17 protein-coding genes are annotated in these 16795 nt (G+C 42.2%); 7 read left to right on the top strand and 10 right to left on the bottom strand.

Features of this window, described 5'->3' with window-relative positions; translation table 11 throughout:
- Positions 1-128 precede the first annotated feature (128 nt).
- The 10 genes from VR862_RS05965 to VR862_RS05920 all read right to left on the bottom strand — a co-directional run bounded on the left by VR862_RS05965 (position 129) and on the right by VR862_RS05920 (position 9563).
- Complete coding sequence (locus VR862_RS05965) at positions 129-608, bottom strand: SRPBCC domain-containing protein (protein ID WP_324720052.1); 480 nt, start codon at positions 606-608, stop codon at positions 129-131.
- Positions 583-1023: a VOC family protein gene (locus VR862_RS05960; RefSeq protein WP_324720051.1), complete on the bottom strand. Its 441-nt coding sequence runs from the start codon at positions 1021-1023 to the stop codon at positions 583-585. The genes VR862_RS05965 and VR862_RS05960 overlap by 26 nt, the downstream gene beginning before the upstream one ends.
- A 164-nt stretch (positions 1024-1187) precedes the next feature.
- Positions 1188-2420, bottom strand: coding sequence for an ATP-dependent Clp protease ATP-binding subunit ClpX (gene clpX / locus VR862_RS05955; RefSeq protein WP_324720050.1), 1233 nt, complete (start codon positions 2418-2420; stop codon positions 1188-1190).
- Between the two features lie 54 nt (positions 2421-2474).
- A complete protein-coding gene (gene clpP / locus VR862_RS05950) occupies positions 2475-3149 on the bottom strand; it encodes an ATP-dependent Clp endopeptidase proteolytic subunit ClpP (protein WP_324720049.1) in 675 nt (224 codons plus the stop codon).
- A 126-nt stretch (positions 3150-3275) separates the two neighbouring features.
- Positions 3276-4589 carry a trigger factor gene (gene tig, locus VR862_RS05945; protein ID WP_324720048.1) on the bottom strand — a complete coding sequence of 438 codons (1314 nt, stop codon included), beginning with the start codon at positions 4587-4589 and terminating at the stop codon, positions 3276-3278.
- A gap of 84 nt (positions 4590-4673) precedes the next feature.
- Complete coding sequence (locus tag VR862_RS05940) at positions 4674-5015, bottom strand: phage holin family protein (protein ID WP_324720047.1); 342 nt, start codon at positions 5013-5015, stop codon at positions 4674-4676.
- 84 nt (positions 5016-5099) lie between these two features.
- Positions 5100-6707 carry a G-D-S-L family lipolytic protein gene (locus VR862_RS05935; RefSeq protein ID WP_324720046.1) on the bottom strand — a complete coding sequence of 536 codons (1608 nt, stop codon included), beginning with the start codon at positions 6705-6707 and terminating at the stop codon, positions 5100-5102.
- A 17-nt stretch (positions 6708-6724) separates the two neighbouring features.
- Positions 6725-7972, bottom strand: a complete 1248-nt coding sequence (locus VR862_RS05930; protein ID WP_324720045.1) for an OmpP1/FadL family transporter — start codon at positions 7970-7972, stop codon at positions 6725-6727.
- Between the two features lie 113 nt (positions 7973-8085).
- Positions 8086-8847, bottom strand: a complete 762-nt coding sequence (locus VR862_RS05925; protein WP_324720044.1) for an alpha/beta fold hydrolase — start codon at positions 8845-8847, stop codon at positions 8086-8088.
- A complete protein-coding gene (locus tag VR862_RS05920) occupies positions 8847-9563 on the bottom strand; it encodes a pyridoxine 5'-phosphate synthase (RefSeq protein WP_324720043.1) in 717 nt (238 codons plus the stop codon). The genes VR862_RS05925 and VR862_RS05920 overlap by 1 nt, the downstream gene beginning before the upstream one ends.
- Positions 9564-9651: 88 nt before the next feature.
- Between VR862_RS05920 and VR862_RS05915 the strand changes: the two genes are divergently transcribed.
- The 7 genes from VR862_RS05915 (at position 9652) to VR862_RS05885 (ending at position 16795) form a co-directional block, all read left to right on the top strand.
- Complete coding sequence (locus tag VR862_RS05915) at positions 9652-10308, top strand: CBS domain-containing protein (protein WP_324720042.1); 657 nt, start codon at positions 9652-9654, stop codon at positions 10306-10308.
- Positions 10309-10310: 2 nt separating this feature from the next.
- Complete coding sequence (locus tag VR862_RS05910) at positions 10311-11195, top strand: NAD kinase (protein ID WP_324720041.1); 885 nt, start codon at positions 10311-10313, stop codon at positions 11193-11195.
- Positions 11196-11297: 102 nt separating this feature from the next.
- Positions 11298-12014: a type IX secretion system protein PorG gene (gene porG, locus VR862_RS05905; protein ID WP_324720040.1), complete on the top strand. Its 717-nt coding sequence runs from the start codon at positions 11298-11300 to the stop codon at positions 12012-12014.
- A gap of 1 nt (position 12015) precedes the next feature.
- Positions 12016-12756, top strand: a complete 741-nt coding sequence (gene uppS / locus VR862_RS05900) for an undecaprenyl pyrophosphate synthase (RefSeq protein ID WP_324720039.1) — start codon at positions 12016-12018, stop codon at positions 12754-12756.
- Positions 12740-15382, top strand: a complete 2643-nt coding sequence (gene bamA / locus VR862_RS05895) for an outer membrane protein assembly factor BamA (RefSeq protein WP_324720038.1) — start codon at positions 12740-12742, stop codon at positions 15380-15382. Before uppS ends, bamA begins: the two co-directional genes overlap by 17 nt.
- Before the next feature lie 33 nt (positions 15383-15415).
- Positions 15416-16219, top strand: a complete 804-nt coding sequence (locus VR862_RS05890) for an OmpH/Skp family outer membrane protein (protein WP_324720037.1) — start codon at positions 15416-15418, stop codon at positions 16217-16219.
- Between the two features lie 66 nt (positions 16220-16285).
- On the top strand, positions 16286-16795 hold the full coding sequence (locus tag VR862_RS05885) for an OmpH/Skp family outer membrane protein (protein WP_324720036.1): 510 nt from the start codon (positions 16286-16288) through the stop codon (positions 16793-16795).

The following is a 16795-nucleotide window of genomic DNA, read 5'->3' as shown; positions in this document are numbered from 1 at the left end:
AGGAGATTAAGAATCGGCTGCTTCAGCTGTCATTGGTCTACAAATCCTGGACCTCAGTTTTTACAAAAGTAATGAGGTCCCAAAAATGCCATTTTTGGGACCTCTGTTCTTTAGTAGTTCTTTTCTTTTCAGGGTTTCATGAAGTCAAAAGCGCCTTTGCGCAGGTTGATGTCGTATTCCAGGTAAGCTTTTAAGCTGGCAAGGAAGTTAGCCCAGCCTTCGGTGTTTCGTCCATACCACAGGATTCCGTTCTCATCTACTCCCAGTTTGCCTTCGGTGATCTTTACAACAGTTTTCGAATCATCAACTTTTTCAAGTCGAATCTCCACCGTTGTTGTAGATCCTTCAATTCCCTCCCATGCAAAAATGACATTTTCGGGGGAATTTACCTCCAGGACTTTTACCGGGAAGGATCCGGGAAATTCCGGAAAGGTCCACTCTACTGTCTTACCTTCTTCCATGTCTCCTGAAGCATGAGAGATGAAATAATTGGACATCCTGTCTTTTTGGATTATCCCTTCAAAAACGTCTTTTTGAGAGCGGGAGATTTGAATGGTGGTTTTGATTTCAAGTTCTTCCATATCATGTATTCCCTTCAGGTTTAGCATAATTGATGATCCAGGTCACACCATATTTATCGGTGCACATTCCGTAGTAGCTGCCCCAGAAGACATCACCTATTTGCATGGTGATCTTACCTTCATTACATAGACCTTCAAACAGCTTATCGGCCTGTTCCTTGCTCTCGGTATTGATCGACAGAGATACGTTGTTTCCCACCACCACCTCGGGGCACCAGCCGTCATCACAATCACTGCCCATAAGCAGACACTTTTCTCCCAGGGGCAGGGCAATATGCATGATCTTATTCATCCTTTCTTCGGGAATAGACAGGCCTTCTTCTGAAGGGATGTCGCGAAATCTTCCAATAAAGGAAAATTCACCTCCAAATATTGATTTGTAGAAGTTGAAGGCTTCTTCGCAATTGCCGGGAAAAGTTAAGTAGGGATTTAATTTTTCCATTTTACACTGATTTACAAAACTTTACATTAATTCTAATTTACATCAATATATGAATTGTTCTATTAAAATTTTCAAAAAAGAACTTTTACAGGAAAATCCTCAATAAAAAAAGCCATTCCGTCAAGAATGGCTTAGGTAATTATTTTTAAAACTGTTCCCTTTTCTTAAGAAACTGCCTTGAGTCGTTTTATACCGGATTTATCCAGTTTCTGCTCCGCATAATCTTTATCCACCACCAGTGAAGTTGAAGTACCTTCAGGCATTTCAAACATTGCATCTGTAAGTATAGCTTCACATAAAGATCTCAATCCACGGGCACCAAGTTTATACTCAATAGCCTTTTCTACAATGAAATCCAGTGCCTCGTCGGTAATGGTGAACTCGATATCATCCATTTCAAACAGCTTTTGATACTGTTTAATAATGGCATTTTTAGGTTCTGTCAAAATAGATCTTAAAGTCTTTCTATCCAGCGGATTCATATGCGTAAGCACAGGTAGACGTCCAATGATTTCAGGGATAAGTCCAAAATCCTTTAGATCTTTTGGAATGATATATTTCAACAGGTTTTCTCTTTCTATCGCATCATCACTTTTTGAAGCGCTAAAACCAACGGCCTGCATATTGAGACGTTTGCTAATGTTCCTTTCGATCCCGTCAAAAGCCCCTCCCGTTACGAAAAGGATGTTCTCGGTATCCACTTCTATAAATTTTTGATCGGGGTGTTTACGCCCTCCTTTTGGCGGAACGTTAACGGTAGTGCCTTCCAGTAGTTTAAGTAATGCCTGTTGCACTCCTTCTCCAGACACATCACGGGTAATAGAAGGATTATCACTCTTACGGGCGATCTTATCGATCTCATCGATAAATACGATCCCGTGCTGAGCTTTTTCAAGATTATAATCGGCTGCCTGTAAGAGCCGGGTAAGTATGCTTTCCACATCTTCCCCAACATAACCGGCTTCGGTCAAAACAGTCGCATCAACTATAGCCAGTGGCACGTTGAGCATTTTGGCAATTGTTTTAGCCATAAGCGTCTTACCTGTACCGGTCTCCCCTACCATTATGATATTACTCTTCTGGATCTCAATATCGTCATGACTGGTTGGCTGCAGCAACCTTTTATAATGGTTGTAAACAGCAACTGAAAGCACCTTCTTGGTATGCTCCTGGCCAATTACATACTGGTCCAGAAATGCCTTAATGGCCTGAGGTTTTCTCAGCTTAAGTTCAGATGAAAGTTCTCCGGTACTATCCTGTCGCGATTCTTCTATTACAATACCATGAGCCTGCTCAATACAGCGGTCGCAAATATGTGCGTCCAGTCCGGCTATAAGCAGGTTGGTCTCTGGTTTTTTCCTTCCACAGAAGGAACATTCTAGTTCTTCTTTTGCCATAAATCTTTTCTTGTCGCCGAAAACGGCTTCCCTACATTCTTCAAAAAAGGGAGATTATTCCCTAGTTAAAATTTCATCAATCATGCCATAATCCAAAGCCTTATCAGCTTTCATCCAGTAGTCACGGTCACTATCTTCGTGTATCTTCTCATAGGTTTGACCGGTGTGTTTGGCTATGATCTCATACAGTTCCTTTTTAAGGATTAGGATCTCACGGGCCGTGATCTCGATATCACTTGCCTGTCCCTGTGCACCACCTAACGGCTGGTGGATCATCACACGCGAGTGGGGTAAACCGCTTCTCTTACCCTTTTCACCTGCACAAAGAAGAACTGCCCCCATAGAAGCTGCCATTCCTGTACAAATCGTAGCCACATCGGGCTTTATGAACTGCATGGTATCATAAATACCTAAACCGGCATATACACTTCCCCCGGGAGAATTAATATATATCTGGATGTCTTTAGACGAATCTGTACTCTCCAAAAACAACAACTGTGCCTGGATAATGTTGGCCACCTGGTCGCTTATCCCGGTGCCCAAAAAGATAATACGATCCATCATTAAGCGGGAAAAAACATCAAAAATAGCGATGTTCATCTGCCGCTCTTCTATGATGTTCGGCGTCATACCCTGAGGGTACATACTGCTAATGATCTTGTCGTAATAGTTACTATTGATCCCGTGGTGACGGGTTGCATATTTTTCAAATTCTTTTGCGTAATCCATTGAAATAGTGTCGGTTTTGCATTAAAATGGGGAGATAGATCGCCCCAAAGATTATTTGCCAAAAAAGGCGTTATCCCGTATTTGGTCTAACGCCCTTAAAGATATAAGTATTAATTAACAAAAGTTCTATTGATAAACTTCTTTAACAAATTCTTCATATGTTACTTCTTTCTCCTCAAGGTTCACTTTTTCCTTGTAAAGTTCAAGAAGCTTTTGATTCATCAATTGTTCAGAAAGACGCTTCACTTCATCCTGGCGTGAAAGGATACGTGCAGCGATATCATCAAGCTCTTTTTCTTCAGGATTCATCTGTCCAAATTGAGCCATTTGTTCTTTGATCCTCTCCTTAGCAAAAGCTTTTAGATCTTCAAACTGCACCTGCAGGTTATGCTCTGCGATAAGCTTTCCTTCAATTAGCTGAAATCTTAAACCTTTTTCGCTCTTTTCGTATTCTTCCTGTGCTTCTTCAGGAGTAAGTTCTTTTTCTCCTGCAGTCTGTATCCACTTCTGAAGAAATTCCTTTGGAAGGTCAAAAGAGGTGTTCTCGATCAACATTTCAGTTACATCGTTCAGCAGTTGCTGGTCACTCTGTTGCTCAAATTGTTTGGCAGCATCTTCTTTGATCTTCTCTTTAAGTTCGGTCACAGAAGTAACTTCCCCTTTTCCGAAGAGCTTATCAAATAATTCCTGGTCAAGATCTGCCAGTTCCTGAGTATTTACTTCCTCTACATGAAATTCCACTTCCACCTCAAGACCGTGCGCCTTATCATGCTCCACCTTTAGAAAGTCCATCAATTGGTGATCATCCTCAAACAGGTCTTTCGTATTCACCTTAACCACATCTCCTGCCTTGGTACCAAGGAAAGGCTCCTTATTCTTCACCTTTTCAAGAGGTAATGTCGTCTTTGAATCTATGCCTTCAGCTTCATTCTTAAATGTACCCGAAAGTTGATCCCCTTCTTCGGCAGCTTCTTTGGAAATTAATTTTCCATATTGCTTCTGAACGGTCTTTATTTGGTTATCGATCATTTCCTCACCGGCAACGATCTTGTAGTGCGTGATAGGTTCTTTGTTTTCAAGGCTAACCTCAAACTGCGGAGAAAGTCCAAGTTCAAATTCGAAAGTGTAGTTCTCTGCATTCCAATCAAAATTCTCCTGCTCTTTTGGTAGCGGATTTCCAAGAACATCCAGTTTTTCCTCGGTAAGATATTTATTCAATGCATCCTGAAGCAGCTTGTTCACCTCATCGACCAAAACAGCTTTTCCGTATTGTTTCTTCACCATTCCCATTGGCACATGTCCTTTACGGAAGCCAGGGATATTTGCATTTTTACGGTAATCTTTAAGGACCTTTTCTACTTTACCGCTGTAGTCTTCTTTTGCTATATCTACCTTAAGTACGGCATTAAGATCGTCAATGTTCTCTCTCGTTATATTCATTATAAGCGCTTATAAAAATTGGTCTGCAAAAGTACAACTTTTTTGAGAGCGAGCAAAGTTTCAAAAACCTGAAATTCAGCAACCTTATTTTCTTTCGGCAAGAGAATATAGCAAAGATTGGAAAATGGATAAAAGTAAACTAAAGAGCACTGCAATCCAGAAGCCACTTACTTCAAAACCGCCTACAAAGGCATCTACCAGCAGAATGATTATAGCATTGATCACAATGAGAAAAAGACCTAAAGTGAGAATAGTCACGGGCAAGGTCAACAAGACCAAAATTGGTTTGATGATGAGATTGAGAAGAGCCAGCACTAAAGCTACCACGATGGCCGTCCAGTAACCTGTAACTGTTACTCCCGGAAGAAAATTAGCCAAAAAAACCACCACAACGGCGGTGAGGAGAATTCTTAACAGAAAAGTCATAGTGTGTATTTTAACACTAAGATAGTTTATAAAATGAAAAACGCCGGGACAGGCCCGGCGTTTTTGTAATTCTTATTAAAACTCTTAGTCGTTACTCGGAGTAATCGTACCGTAGTTTCCAATATTTACCTTTGGAACTGTAGCATTATAGGTTTCATTGATCTCGTCGATAATCTTATTGGCCACAAGTGCATATCCTCGTGGTGTTAAGTGTACTCCGTCTAATGAGAATGCACCACCGGTAGCAAAAGTTGAAGTCAAGACTCCACCATCAAAAGGAATCCCCGTTGTTGCAGTTTCCTGAAGTAGAGCAGCAGCGTCTACAAGACCAAGACCGTTAGCGTTGGCAACTTGAGCGATTACCTGATTGTAAGCTGTACGCGCTCCATTGATACTGGCGATCTCTGAAGGCACCAATACATATCTATCCTGCATAGGGTAAGTAACACCATTAACAGCCAATTGACCTGCCTGCTCCTGAGTTAGACCCATGGCCATCAACTCCTGTACACGCGTAGTGTTAACCTGTCCAATCACTCCGGAGCTTGTAAGCACAAGAAGATCTTCGGCAGTGGCTTGCCTTACTTGACCATACTGCATTCCATAAATAGTAGCCTGCCCGGGATCCATTCCGCTCTGTATCAACACTTCTGTTAGTTGTGCAGAAATATCGGGAAGAGATTCATCGTGAACAATTACGGGGCTTGCCGCACTTGCACTAAATTCAATTGAATACACCGATTCTCCGGGAGTCTCTTCAGAAACACCTCGTAGAGCAGTTAACGCCGGGTTAAGCTGCGCAAAAGTCGCATTCAGAGTCGGGATCATTGGCCCGAAACTTGGATTTGCAGGGCTAAGCGGTGCAAATGGCACAGTTGTAAAGTAAGGCACATTGGTAACATCGGGAATGTTTAGAAGCACCCCTTCTTCGGCACCGGCCTCAATCATTGAAGTTACGATGGTCGAATAAGCCTGAGCAAAAACCTGCGGATCTGTGATGTCATTTGATCCATATTGCGAAGGGTCGAAATTTCCTGTCTGGTCTACCCCTGCTCCACCTGAAGTCGCGAATCCAAGAACATCATTGTTCCCGATCCACAAAGTAAAAAAGGTAGGGTTCTGAGCAGCTGCATCGGCAAGTACAGTAGTACCAGGCTCGGAAGCAAAACGCGCAAAGTAAGGATTGGCAGCTCCCGCTGCTACTCCGGCCACATTCCCATATCCGGGAGCAACAAGATGATAAACCTTGGCTCCGGGAACACCCATATTACTGAATGGTCCACTTAAAAGCTCTGTCACTTCTGTAGAAGGTGCCTGACCGGTGTAATTTCTTGGAGAAGGATTTCCCTCTGCATCAATACCAAGAACCAGGCGGGTTCCCGCAATAGGAGTGCCGTTTAGCAACAATCCACCTGCATTGTCGGCCATAAGCGGCTGATCAAACTCCTGCGTCTCCTGAACTTTAGAAAACTGTTGTGCCAGAATGTTGGGATAAGAATTTTGCTGACCTGTAATATAGAGAGCATTATCTGCATAACCGGCTGTTAGCGAATTTCCAAGCGCCACATAGTTGGAGAAATCAGCTTCCCCGTTAGAGTAAGCATCATTTTCATCGACCGGGTTTTCGAATTCGGGCTCACAGGCGACCATCCCCAGGGCCAGAATTCCGATGTATTTTATATAGTTTTTCATATTCAATTTTTCTTTAATTATAGTTTATATGTCACACCCAAGCCAGGAATAAAAGCTACAGACTTATAGGTTCCTCCAAAAGGAACTGTCTGCATATTCTCGTCGACATAGTAGTCATAAGAAGCATCAACCTCATCAAACCTTATGTAGGCAAAAGAAGCATCAATGGCAAGTCTTGAGGTCACATCAAGAGAAAGACCCGCTGTGAAACCCATGGAATCATTACGGGGAGTTTCGGGTGCAAAATATCCGGGTTGTACCGGTGATTCGTCAAGATAGTATCCTGCACGAAGAGTAAGTTTATCTGTAGCATCATACTGCGCGCCAAATCTCCAGGTATTGGCATCTTCATAAGCGCGTGGATTATTCGCTACCCTACCATTAGCAAATTTTATATCCAGAGACTCATAAACATCCCAGAAAGTTCTGTTGAAGTCGAATGCAAGTAACCATTTGTCGTTCAACTGGTATGAAAGTCCAACAGTAAGCTCTGCAGGTAAAGGCAATTCCGCATCAAAAGTAGTATCACTAAAGGGAGCAAGAGGCGTATTTGGAATATTCTCAAAATCGGCTTCTCCACCTTCAGCGTTCATGATGATCTCGGAACGGTAGTTCACCCCGATCCTTAGGTCTTCGCTTGCAGTAAAGAGTGCACTGGCAGACCAACCCCATTCGTTTACCCCCGATGCATCAATAGTCACTTCAGACCTGTTCCCATCGATATCGGTAAGGGTACGACTTAAATTCCGGTTGAAATTAACAGATCCTGTCACGAAGATTGGACCTCCTCCAAAGCTCAGGTAATCTGTTACTTTTACAGAAACTAACGGTTGCACGTATATTGCCTGTAGTTTAATATTGTTCACAAGGTGAGATCCGGCCCAATCGTCTTCCCACTCTACGGTACTGCCATAGGGAGTGTAAACACTAAGCCCCAGAGACAACCAATCTTTTAATTTGTAGGAAGCATTAAAGTAGAATGGAGTTCCCGCAGGGTTATCTGTACGGGCAGAAGCTCCGGTTGATTCATTTTGCCAGGCGACTTCAGAAAAAACAGCACTAACTCCGGCAGATATTGTCAATTGATTTTCAAGATAAACAAGACCGGCGGGATTAAAAAAGCCCAATTCGGCACTGTTAACCACGGCAACTCCCGTGTGCCCCATTGCCAGAGCGCGTTGGCCCTGTACAGCCACACGATAACCGCCAGCATAGGTCAGGGTACCTGCAAGAGCAAATACCAATAGCAATAAAACTTTTCTCATAATAGAATTTGTAGGTTTAATTAAGGATCAATGGCTCAAAAATAGCACAAATTGAATATTAGGCAAGAAAAACCTTTATTTATTATGAGCGCATAACATTTCTACCTCAAAAATCAGATAAATCTCATTACCTCATCATAAAATCCCTTCTTGTTTTCAGCATGTACCCAATGACCGGCGCGCGGAATTGTTACAATTCTGGAATCTGGAAAATGTTTTTCTATGAGCCCATGATCTTCCGGTGAAATATAGTTGGACCTTTCACCTTTTATAAACAGGGTAGGTTTGCTGAAGGTATATTGCCCCGGCAGGGCCTGCCCCAGCTCCTCTATTTCTTTTGAAAGAACAGCTAGATTAAGCCTTAATCCCAATCTGTTCTTTTCCTTCCAAAAAAGGTTCTTTAGCAGGAACATTCTCACCGCCTTCTCGGGAACAAATTTCGCAAGCACCTCATCTGCATCTCCCCGGGAATCCAAAGTAGCATTATCAACTGCCGCCAATCCTTTTAAGATCTCCTGGTGATGTGGCGCATAGTATTTTGGCGCAATATCTACCACGATGAGCTTTTCAACAAGATGAGGAAAAAGGGAAGCCGCAGTCATGGCAGTCTTTCCACCCATGGAATGACCAATTAAAATGACATTTTTGAGACCTTGGGTTTCAACATACTCCTTAACATCCTTCGCCAGTTCGGTGTAGTTAAAAATCTCACTGTGAGGACTACGCCCGTGATTTCTTTGATCTATAAGATGCACCTGGAAACCGGCTTCGGAAAATTCATTCCCCAGAGTTTTCCAGTTGTCGCTCATTCCTAAAAAACCGTGAAGGATCAAAACAGGTTGCCCCTCTCCTAATATTGTTGAATGTAACTGCATTATTTTCTAAGTAAGCTTAGATATTGATTAATGACATACTCAAGTCCCTGATATAATGACTCGGCAATGAGAGCATGACCTATAGAAACCTCCAGAAGGCCGGGAATATTTTTGTTGAAGTACTCAATATTGTTCAGCGAAAGATCATGTCCGGCATTTATTCCAAGGCCATGCTCATTGGCTATTTCAGCGCATTTACGGTATGGTTCAATACCAGCCTTATTCCCCTTTTCATATTGCCTTGCATAGTCTTCGGTATACAATTCTATACGATCTGTACCCGTATTTGCAGCACCCTTTACCATTTCAGGGTCTGGATCTACAAAAATAGAGGTGCGAATACCTTTTCTCTTAAATTCAGAAATGACCTCCCTTAGATAATCTTTATGTTTTATGGTATTCCATCCTGCATTAGAAGTAATTGCATCTTCGGCATCGGGAACAAGGGTTACCTGTTCGGGCTTTACTTTGAGAACCAGATCTACAAATTTCTGAATTGGATTTCCTTCTATATTGAATTCGGTCGTAACTACCGATTTAAGATCAAGCACATCCTGATAGCGAATGTGGCGTTCATCGGGACGGGGATGAACAGTAATACCTTCTCCCCCGAATTTTTGCACATCTTTCGCTACCTGCACCACGTTGGGAACATCACCTCCACGACTGTTTCGCAGGGTAGCGATCTTATTTATATTAACACTAAGTTTTGTCATTTTTAGCTCCTGTTTCGAACAAAAATACAAAGTTGAATAAGCAAAAAAGTACTTTATTTTAATTAATTTGCAGAAAAACGAAGGGGCAATGAACATTCAACCATACATTCTCAACGAGATCAAAATTCCGCGATTTGACAGTACAGTTTCAGATGTGCTGGAGATCTTCAACGAGTTTCCATATTCACACCTGCCCATCATGCAGGAAGAGACGTATATGGGCTGTGTGCCTGTTGCCGATGCCAGGGTTTTTGAGCCCGAAAAGAAAATGGAAGAATATCAATATGCCCTTGAAGGCTTCTTTGTTAGGGATACAGATAACTGGATCGATGTACTTCACAATTTCTCCAAGAATGATTCGAACATTATGCCTGTGCTCAATTCCCAAAACAAGTTCCTGGGTTACCTGGAGCTGCAGGATATCATGAACCTGTTTACGGAATCGCCTTTTCTCAATAATCCAGGTGGTATTCTGGTGGTAGAGAAAGGGATAAAGGATTATTCTTTTAGCGAGATCTGCCAGATTGTGGAATCCAACGGCACTAATGTCTTAGGCGCTTTTGTTTCTGGCAGTGATAATGAAAGGGCACAGATCACCATAAAAACGGGAACCACTCCTTTTAATGCGCTTTTTCAAACCTTTAGAAGATATGGATATGAAGTAGTTTCCCAGAATGAGGAAGATTCATTTTCCTCCAACCTGCAGGACCGGTCTCGTTATCTGGATAAATACTTAAACATCTAGTAATGAAGGCTGCAATTTACGGGCAATTTTACCACGCCAATTCGGGCACCTATATTGAAGAGCTATTAAATGTTCTTGATCAGGAAAATATCGAAGTTGCCATAGAAGAGAATTTTCTAAGGCTAATTGATGAGAACAATGAGATAAAAAAGGATTTTCACCACTTTGAAACTTTTAAAGAGCTGGATGACAGCTTTGATATTTTTATTAGTGTGGGAGGTGACGGGACTATTTTACATTCGGTTAATTTCATTCAGGATCTGGACATTCCCATTCTGGGGATCAATACAGGCAGGCTGGGCTTTCTGGCTACTGTCCATAAAGAAGATATTCGGCCAACTATTTCCAAACTATTGAAAAATGAATACAAGATCTCGGAGCGCTCCCTGCTGTGCATAAAAACAGATCCAGATGTGGAAGACTGGTGCAGCAACAATTTTGCCTTAAATGAGATTGCCGTAAGTCGTAAGAACAGTACTTCCATGATCACTATAGATACCTGGCTGGATGAAGAATATCTCACCGCTTACTGGGCAGACGGGCTAATAATCTCCACTCCTACAGGATCTACCGGATATTCGCTTAGTTGTGGTGGGCCTGTCATAACTCCCGCCACCAAAGCTCTGGTAATTACTCCTATTGCGCCACACAATCTCAATGCGCGTCCCCTGGTGATCAAAGACAACACCAGGATCACCTTAAAAGTATCGGGGCGGGCAGAACATTATCTTGTCTCCATGGATTCGAGACTAGCTACCCTTCGAAACAATACAACCGTTACCATCCAAAAAGCACCTTTTAAGCTTAAAATGGTGGAATTCACAGAGGACACTTTCCTCAAAACCCTTCGTAAAAAACTTCTCTGGGGAGAAGATAAGCGCAACTAAAAACAATAAAATCGCCTGAAATCTGTTAATGCTAAGGTACAAACCGGTACAGGTTATTGCGGGGCAAACAATATTGTTATATTTGCAAACTTTTGAAGACCTATGAGGTATCTTGTTGTTATGGTTCTTATTGCGCTTTGCGGTAACCAGGCATATTCCCAAAATTTTGAAATTGGCCCTTTTATTGGAGGAGCAAACTACATTGGGGATGTGGGCAACACTACCTATATAAATCCCAACACCCCTGTCTTTGGAGGTTTGGTAAAGTGGAATCGCAGCGACCGACATTCTTTTAGATTCTCTTTACTTTATGCAAAACTGGAGGCCGATGATGCAAAATCTAATGAAGGCCGAAGACTGCAGCGCGGTTATTCCTTCTCAAACACTTTAGCTGAAGCTTCACTGGGATTAGAATTTACTTTCTGGGAATGGGATCTTCATTCCAATACTTACCAATCAACTCCTTATCTTTACAGCGGCATAAATTATTATTTTGCCAAACATTACATGTTAAAGAACAAGGCATATACCAATCCGCAGGCAAATGAGCTGCAGGAAGCCGGAAACAACTGGGAATTTTCCATACCCCTTGTCATGGGCTATAAACAAACCCTTAATAATTTTATGGCGGGCGGCATTGAAATAGGAGCTCGTTATACTTTTACAGATAATCTTGACGGAAGCCAGCCATCTGAGGTCGAGGGAGATTACAACCTCTACGACTTTGGAAACAGAAATACTACCGACTGGTATGTCTTCACCGGAATTTACCTGACCTTTAATTTTGGTAGAGGTTCGGACTGCTTCAATAAATATTAAAATGAGTTTTAAAGAAAAAATTGATCCTTCTAAATTGCCCCAACACATCGCCATCATTATGGATGGTAACGGAAGGTGGGCAAAGAAGCAGGGATTAATGCGGGTGCGCGGTCATGAAAAAGGCACTAAGGCGGTTCGTGATGTGGTAGAAGGTTGCGCCGAAATTGGAGTGCAAAACCTTACCCTCTACGCCTTCTCGACCGAAAACTGGAACAGACCCAAAGTAGAAGTAGATACCCTCATGAAGCTTCTGGTCTCTTCTCTCAAGAAAGAGATCAAGACCCTGCAGGAAAATGATATAAGGCTCAACGCTATAGGTTGCCTTGACAATTTACCCGCAAAAGCGAACCGGGAGTTGCAGGAAGTAATAAATAAAACAGCCGCGAACAGCAGGATGACCCTTACCCTGGCTTTGAGCTATGGCTCCAGGGAAGAACTTGGTCATATGGTGAAAGAGATCTCTGCAAAAGTAGCTGCAGGTGAGATTTCCACTAAAGATATTGATGAATCGGTTATAAATAAGCATCTTTACACCCGCAATTTGCCAGATGTAGATTTGGTAATAAGAACAAGCGGAGAACAGCGCATAAGCAACTTCCTTCTATGGCAGATCGCTTATGCCGAATTATATTTTTCAGAAATATTATGGCCCGACTACAGGAGGGAAGATCTCTTTGAGGCCATTTATAATTATCAAAACAGAGAACGAAGATTTGGAAAAACAAGTGAGCAACTTAGTTAGTGCCTTTAGAACAAGATATAGATTAGCACTTTTGGCCCTTGGCCTTTTATTCAGTTTTACTTCAGCAGCACAGGACCTGCCACTTGCAAACGGCCAGGAGTACACTATAGGAGAAATAAAAGTTACGGGAAATGTCTCCTTCAATGAACAAACAATAATAGCTTATACTGGTCTTAAAAAGGGTGAAAAGATCTTTATTCCCGGAGACAAGATTAGTAAAGTACTCAAAAAATTATGGGATGTTGGCTCCTTTAGCGATATCAATATCTACGTTACCAACATAGAAGGTAATGTTGCCGATCTTGAACTGGAGATTCAGGAAGTTCCCGCACTTGCCAATGTAAGAATTCAGGGAGTAAAGAAGAAAAAGAGCGAAAGCCTCATAAAAGAAAACAAGCTTACAGTAGGTACTAAAGTGACCGAAAACCTAGTCACAACTACCCGAAACTACATTCAAAACACCTTTAAAGAGGAAGGATTCCTCAACACTAAAGTTGCCATAAACACAGTCCCTGCGGAAGATACGCTTAACAGGAACACCGTCAACATGGTGATCAATGTCGACAAAGGCGAAAGGGTGAAAATTGAGGATATTGAGATCACCGGAAATGAAGCCTTATCTGATGCCCGCTTAAAGCGAGCGATGAAAAAGACAAAACAGGAGAACTTCTTTAGGTTCTGGAAACGATCCAAATTCATTCCGGAAGAATATGAGGCCGATAAGCAGAACCTGCTTGATGTTTATAAGAAAAGAGGTTATCGTGATGCAAGGATAATATCTGATAGCCTTGTACAAATAGATGAGGACGATGTCGCTCTGCAAATCAATATTGAAGAAGGAGATCAATATTACTTCGGGAATATTGAATTTATTGGAAATTCGGTGTATTCAGACCGCGAGCTGCAACGGGTGCTAGGGATAAGCAAAGGAGATGTCTACAATGGCGTCTTGCTTGAAAAGCAGATCGCAGACAATACCAAGCCCGATGCCAATGACCTCACAAACCTTTACCAGAACAACGGTTACCTTTTCTCAAATATAAACCCGGTGGAAGTAAGGGTTTACAATGACACAATTGATTTTGAAATAAGAATTAGGGAAGGAAAAATAGCATATTTTGATGAGATCACGGTAGTTGGGAATGACAAGACAAAAGATCATGTGATCTACAGGGAAATGAGGACAAAGCCGGGTCACAAGTACAGCAAGGAAGCTGTGGTTAGAACGGTGAGGGAGCTAGGGCAATTAGGATTTTTTGATGCTGAGAACCTGTCACCGGATTTTAAAAATGTGGATCAGAATGAAGGAACAGTAGACCTCGAGTATTCTGTTGTTGAAGCCGGTGCCAGCCAGATCGAACTGCAGGGAGGATATGGCGGTGGAGGTTTTGTTGGAACCCTTGGATTATCTTTCAATAATTTCTCGTTAAGCGGACTTTTTGATAAGGAAGCATACAAACCCTTGCCAATGGGAGACGGACAAACACTTTCTCTTCGCGCACAGGCAAGTACATATTACCAAACCTATAGTCTTTCATTCTCTGAACCGTGGTGGGGCGGAAAGAAGCCGGTAAGGCTATCGACTTCCCTCCAACACACAGAGCAATATTTCTATGACTTCAGGAATCGGGAGGCAGACAAAGACCGAAAATTTTCTATCTCGGGGATTACCTTTGGTTTAGCAAGAAGACTAACAGTACCTGATGATTTCTTCATCCTTTCAACTGCTGTTGCTTTTCAGCATTACAACCTAAGCAATTACAACACCGGGCTCTTCACCTTTGGAGACGGATATTCAAACAACTTCTCTCTTACCCTTGGACTTACGAGAGATAATACTTTTAGCAATCCTATCTTCCCAATGGGAGGTTCGAAGTTTGAAGTAGTTGCAAAGCTCACTCCGCCTTACTCCCTGTTTAACGACATTGACTACGCAAATCTGGGAGACCAGAGAGAATTTCAGCTCGAAAACGAAAGAGGTGTTTTGATCAACAGGCAGGGAAGACCTTTGAGAGAAGGAGAAGACCCGGTACCCGATCAAACCAAGATCGACCAGGAGAAATACAAATGGCTGGAATTCTACAAGATCAAATTCAACGGAACCTGGTATACGAATCTCTACGAGAAACTGGTACTAAAAACTCATGCCGAGTACGGTTTCCTTGGAGCATACAACAACGACAGGGGTGTGCCTCCTTTTGAAAGATTCTACCTTGGAGGAGACGGAATGGGAACCTTTAGTATGGATGGCCGGGAGGCTATTGCCTTAAGAGGATATCCTAACCAGTCACTAATTCCGCTGGATAGAGGCGTGATGACCTCGGCTACAGATAACGACGGTGCCACCATTTACAACAAATACTCACTAGAATTGAGATACCCTATTACCCTAAAACCTACAGCTTCTATATATGCCCTGACCTTTTTGGAAGCAGGTGCTTCCTTTGACGGATTCAGGGATTATAACCCGTTCCAGGTTAACAGGAGTGCCGGTGCAGGGATTAGGATCTTCATGCCCGCCTTTGGATTACTAGGAATCGACTTTGGCTATGGATTTGACCCACTACCCGGAGAGACCGGAGCTAACGGCTGGGAGACACACTTTATAATTGGACAGCAGTTTTAATTTGGCACGGTATTTTCTATAAACCTATTGATCATGAAAAAATCAATTCTTTTACCACTAGCTTTTTTAGTCCTTTCAGGATTTTCCGTACAGGCGCAGCAAACAGTAAGAATTGGTTATGTAGACATGGAATACATCCTGGAGAACGTTCCCGAATATCAGGAAGCCTCTGCCCAGCTTGACAAAAAAGTACAGCAGTGGAAAAGGGAGATCGAAACTGAAATGACCAGAATCGAAAAAATGAAACAGGATCTTGCCAATGAAAGGCCACTTTTGACAAGTGAACTAATTGCAGATCGTGAAGATGAGATAAAATTTGAAGAAAAAAAGATCCTTGATTATCAGCAAAAAAGATTTGGTCCCAATGGAGATCTTATCACCCAAAAACTTCAGCTGGTAAAACCAATCCAGGATCAGGTTTTTGTAGCAGTGCAGGAGATTGCTAAAGCCCGTAACTATGATCTTATCTTTGACAAATCGGCAGATGTGGTCACCCTCTATGCAGCCGACAGGCTTGATGTAAGCGACCAGGTCCTTAGAAGTATTACCAGGGCTTCGAATAGAGAAGAACTGGAGACCCGCCAGGAAAAGCGTGAACTTTTAAGAGAGGAAGCCAAGACCGTTGAAGAAGATGCAGTACTTTCAGAAAGAGAGCAACTTCAGCTAGAAAGGAAGCAGGAAAGAGAGGCTTTACTGGAGGAGCGCCGCAGAGTAAGAGACTCGATTAGAACTGCAAAACAAGAGGAAGCCGAAAGACGCAGGGAAGAGATCCTGAAGGAGCGCCAAAGGAAAAAAGATTCCGTAGCTAAGGCAAGGGAAGAAAGAGGAAATAACTAACACAACACTGAACACAAATACTTTTACAATCAATAATTCAACAATTAAATAATCAATTCTAAGACAATGAAACAATTTAAGACCCTTCTAATAGCTGTAGCTTTAATCCTGGGAGCAAGTTCTTTTGCAAATGCACAAACGAAAGTTGCTCATATAGCAACACAGGAACTTATTGAGCAAATGCCGTCGTACAAAGCTGCAATGAACCAGTTGGAAAAACTACAGAAAACCTACGATACCGAAATAAAAGACCTGGTTACTGAAGCTCAGAACACCATGAAAAGGTATGAATCTGAAGCACAGACCAAAACAGATGAAGAAAACCAGAAAAGAGCTCTTGAGCTACAACAAACTCAGAGATCTATAGGTGAATATCGTCAAAATGCCGTACAGGAACTTCAGAAAAAAGAAATGGAGCTACTTAAGCCGGTACTTGAAAAAGCCCGCACTACCATTCAAAAAGTAGCCCGTGCTAAGGGATTTGATTACGTACTTGATTCTACTACCGGAACAGGTGTTATCATGGCCGATGGTTATGACCTAATGCCAGATGTAAAGAAAGAATTGGGAATCTAA

This window comes from Salinimicrobium aquimaris (genome assembly GCF_035607535.1).
In the GTDB taxonomy this organism is placed as follows: Bacteria; Bacteroidota; Bacteroidia; order Flavobacteriales; family Flavobacteriaceae; genus Salinimicrobium.
Note: the sequence above shows the minus strand (reverse complement) of the source record. Positions and strands in the feature narration are given on the sequence as shown.

Bases quoted from the DNA above. Each gene is read 5' to 3' on its own strand.
- clpP (WP_324720049.1), bottom strand. From the start codon at position 3,149: ATGGATTACGCAAAAGAATTTGAAAAATATGCAACCCGTCACCACGGG.
- uppS (WP_324720039.1), top strand. From the start codon at position 12,016: ATGAGTTTTAAAGAAAAAATTGATCCTTCTAAATTGCCCCAACACATC.
- VR862_RS05915 (WP_324720042.1), top strand. From the start codon at position 9,652: ATGAACATTCAACCATACATTCTCAACGAGATCAAAATTCCGCGATTT.
- porG (WP_324720040.1), top strand. From the start codon at position 11,298: ATGAGGTATCTTGTTGTTATGGTTCTTATTGCGCTTTGCGGTAACCAG.
- VR862_RS05885 (WP_324720036.1), top strand. From the start codon at position 16,286: ATGAAACAATTTAAGACCCTTCTAATAGCTGTAGCTTTAATCCTGGGA.
- VR862_RS05940 (WP_324720047.1), bottom strand. From the start codon at position 5,015: ATGACTTTTCTGTTAAGAATTCTCCTCACCGCCGTTGTGGTGGTTTTT.
- VR862_RS05965 (WP_324720052.1), bottom strand. From the start codon at position 608: ATGCTAAACCTGAAGGGAATACATGATATGGAAGAACTTGAAATCAAA.
- VR862_RS05890 (WP_324720037.1), top strand. From the start codon at position 15,416: ATGAAAAAATCAATTCTTTTACCACTAGCTTTTTTAGTCCTTTCAGGA.
- VR862_RS05920 (WP_324720043.1), bottom strand. From the start codon at position 9,563: ATGACAAAACTTAGTGTTAATATAAATAAGATCGCTACCCTGCGAAAC.
- VR862_RS05935 (WP_324720046.1), bottom strand. From the start codon at position 6,707: ATGAAAAACTATATAAAATACATCGGAATTCTGGCCCTGGGGATGGTC.
- VR862_RS05910 (WP_324720041.1), top strand. From the start codon at position 10,311: ATGAAGGCTGCAATTTACGGGCAATTTTACCACGCCAATTCGGGCACC.
- clpX (WP_324720050.1), bottom strand. From the start codon at position 2,420: ATGGCAAAAGAAGAACTAGAATGTTCCTTCTGTGGAAGGAAAAAACCA.
- tig (WP_324720048.1), bottom strand. From the start codon at position 4,589: ATGAATATAACGAGAGAGAACATTGACGATCTTAATGCCGTACTTAAG.
- VR862_RS05930 (WP_324720045.1), bottom strand. From the start codon at position 7,972: ATGAGAAAAGTTTTATTGCTATTGGTATTTGCTCTTGCAGGTACCCTG.
- VR862_RS05925 (WP_324720044.1), bottom strand. From the start codon at position 8,847: ATGCAGTTACATTCAACAATATTAGGAGAGGGGCAACCTGTTTTGATC.
- VR862_RS05960 (WP_324720051.1), bottom strand. From the start codon at position 1,023: ATGGAAAAATTAAATCCCTACTTAACTTTTCCCGGCAATTGCGAAGAA.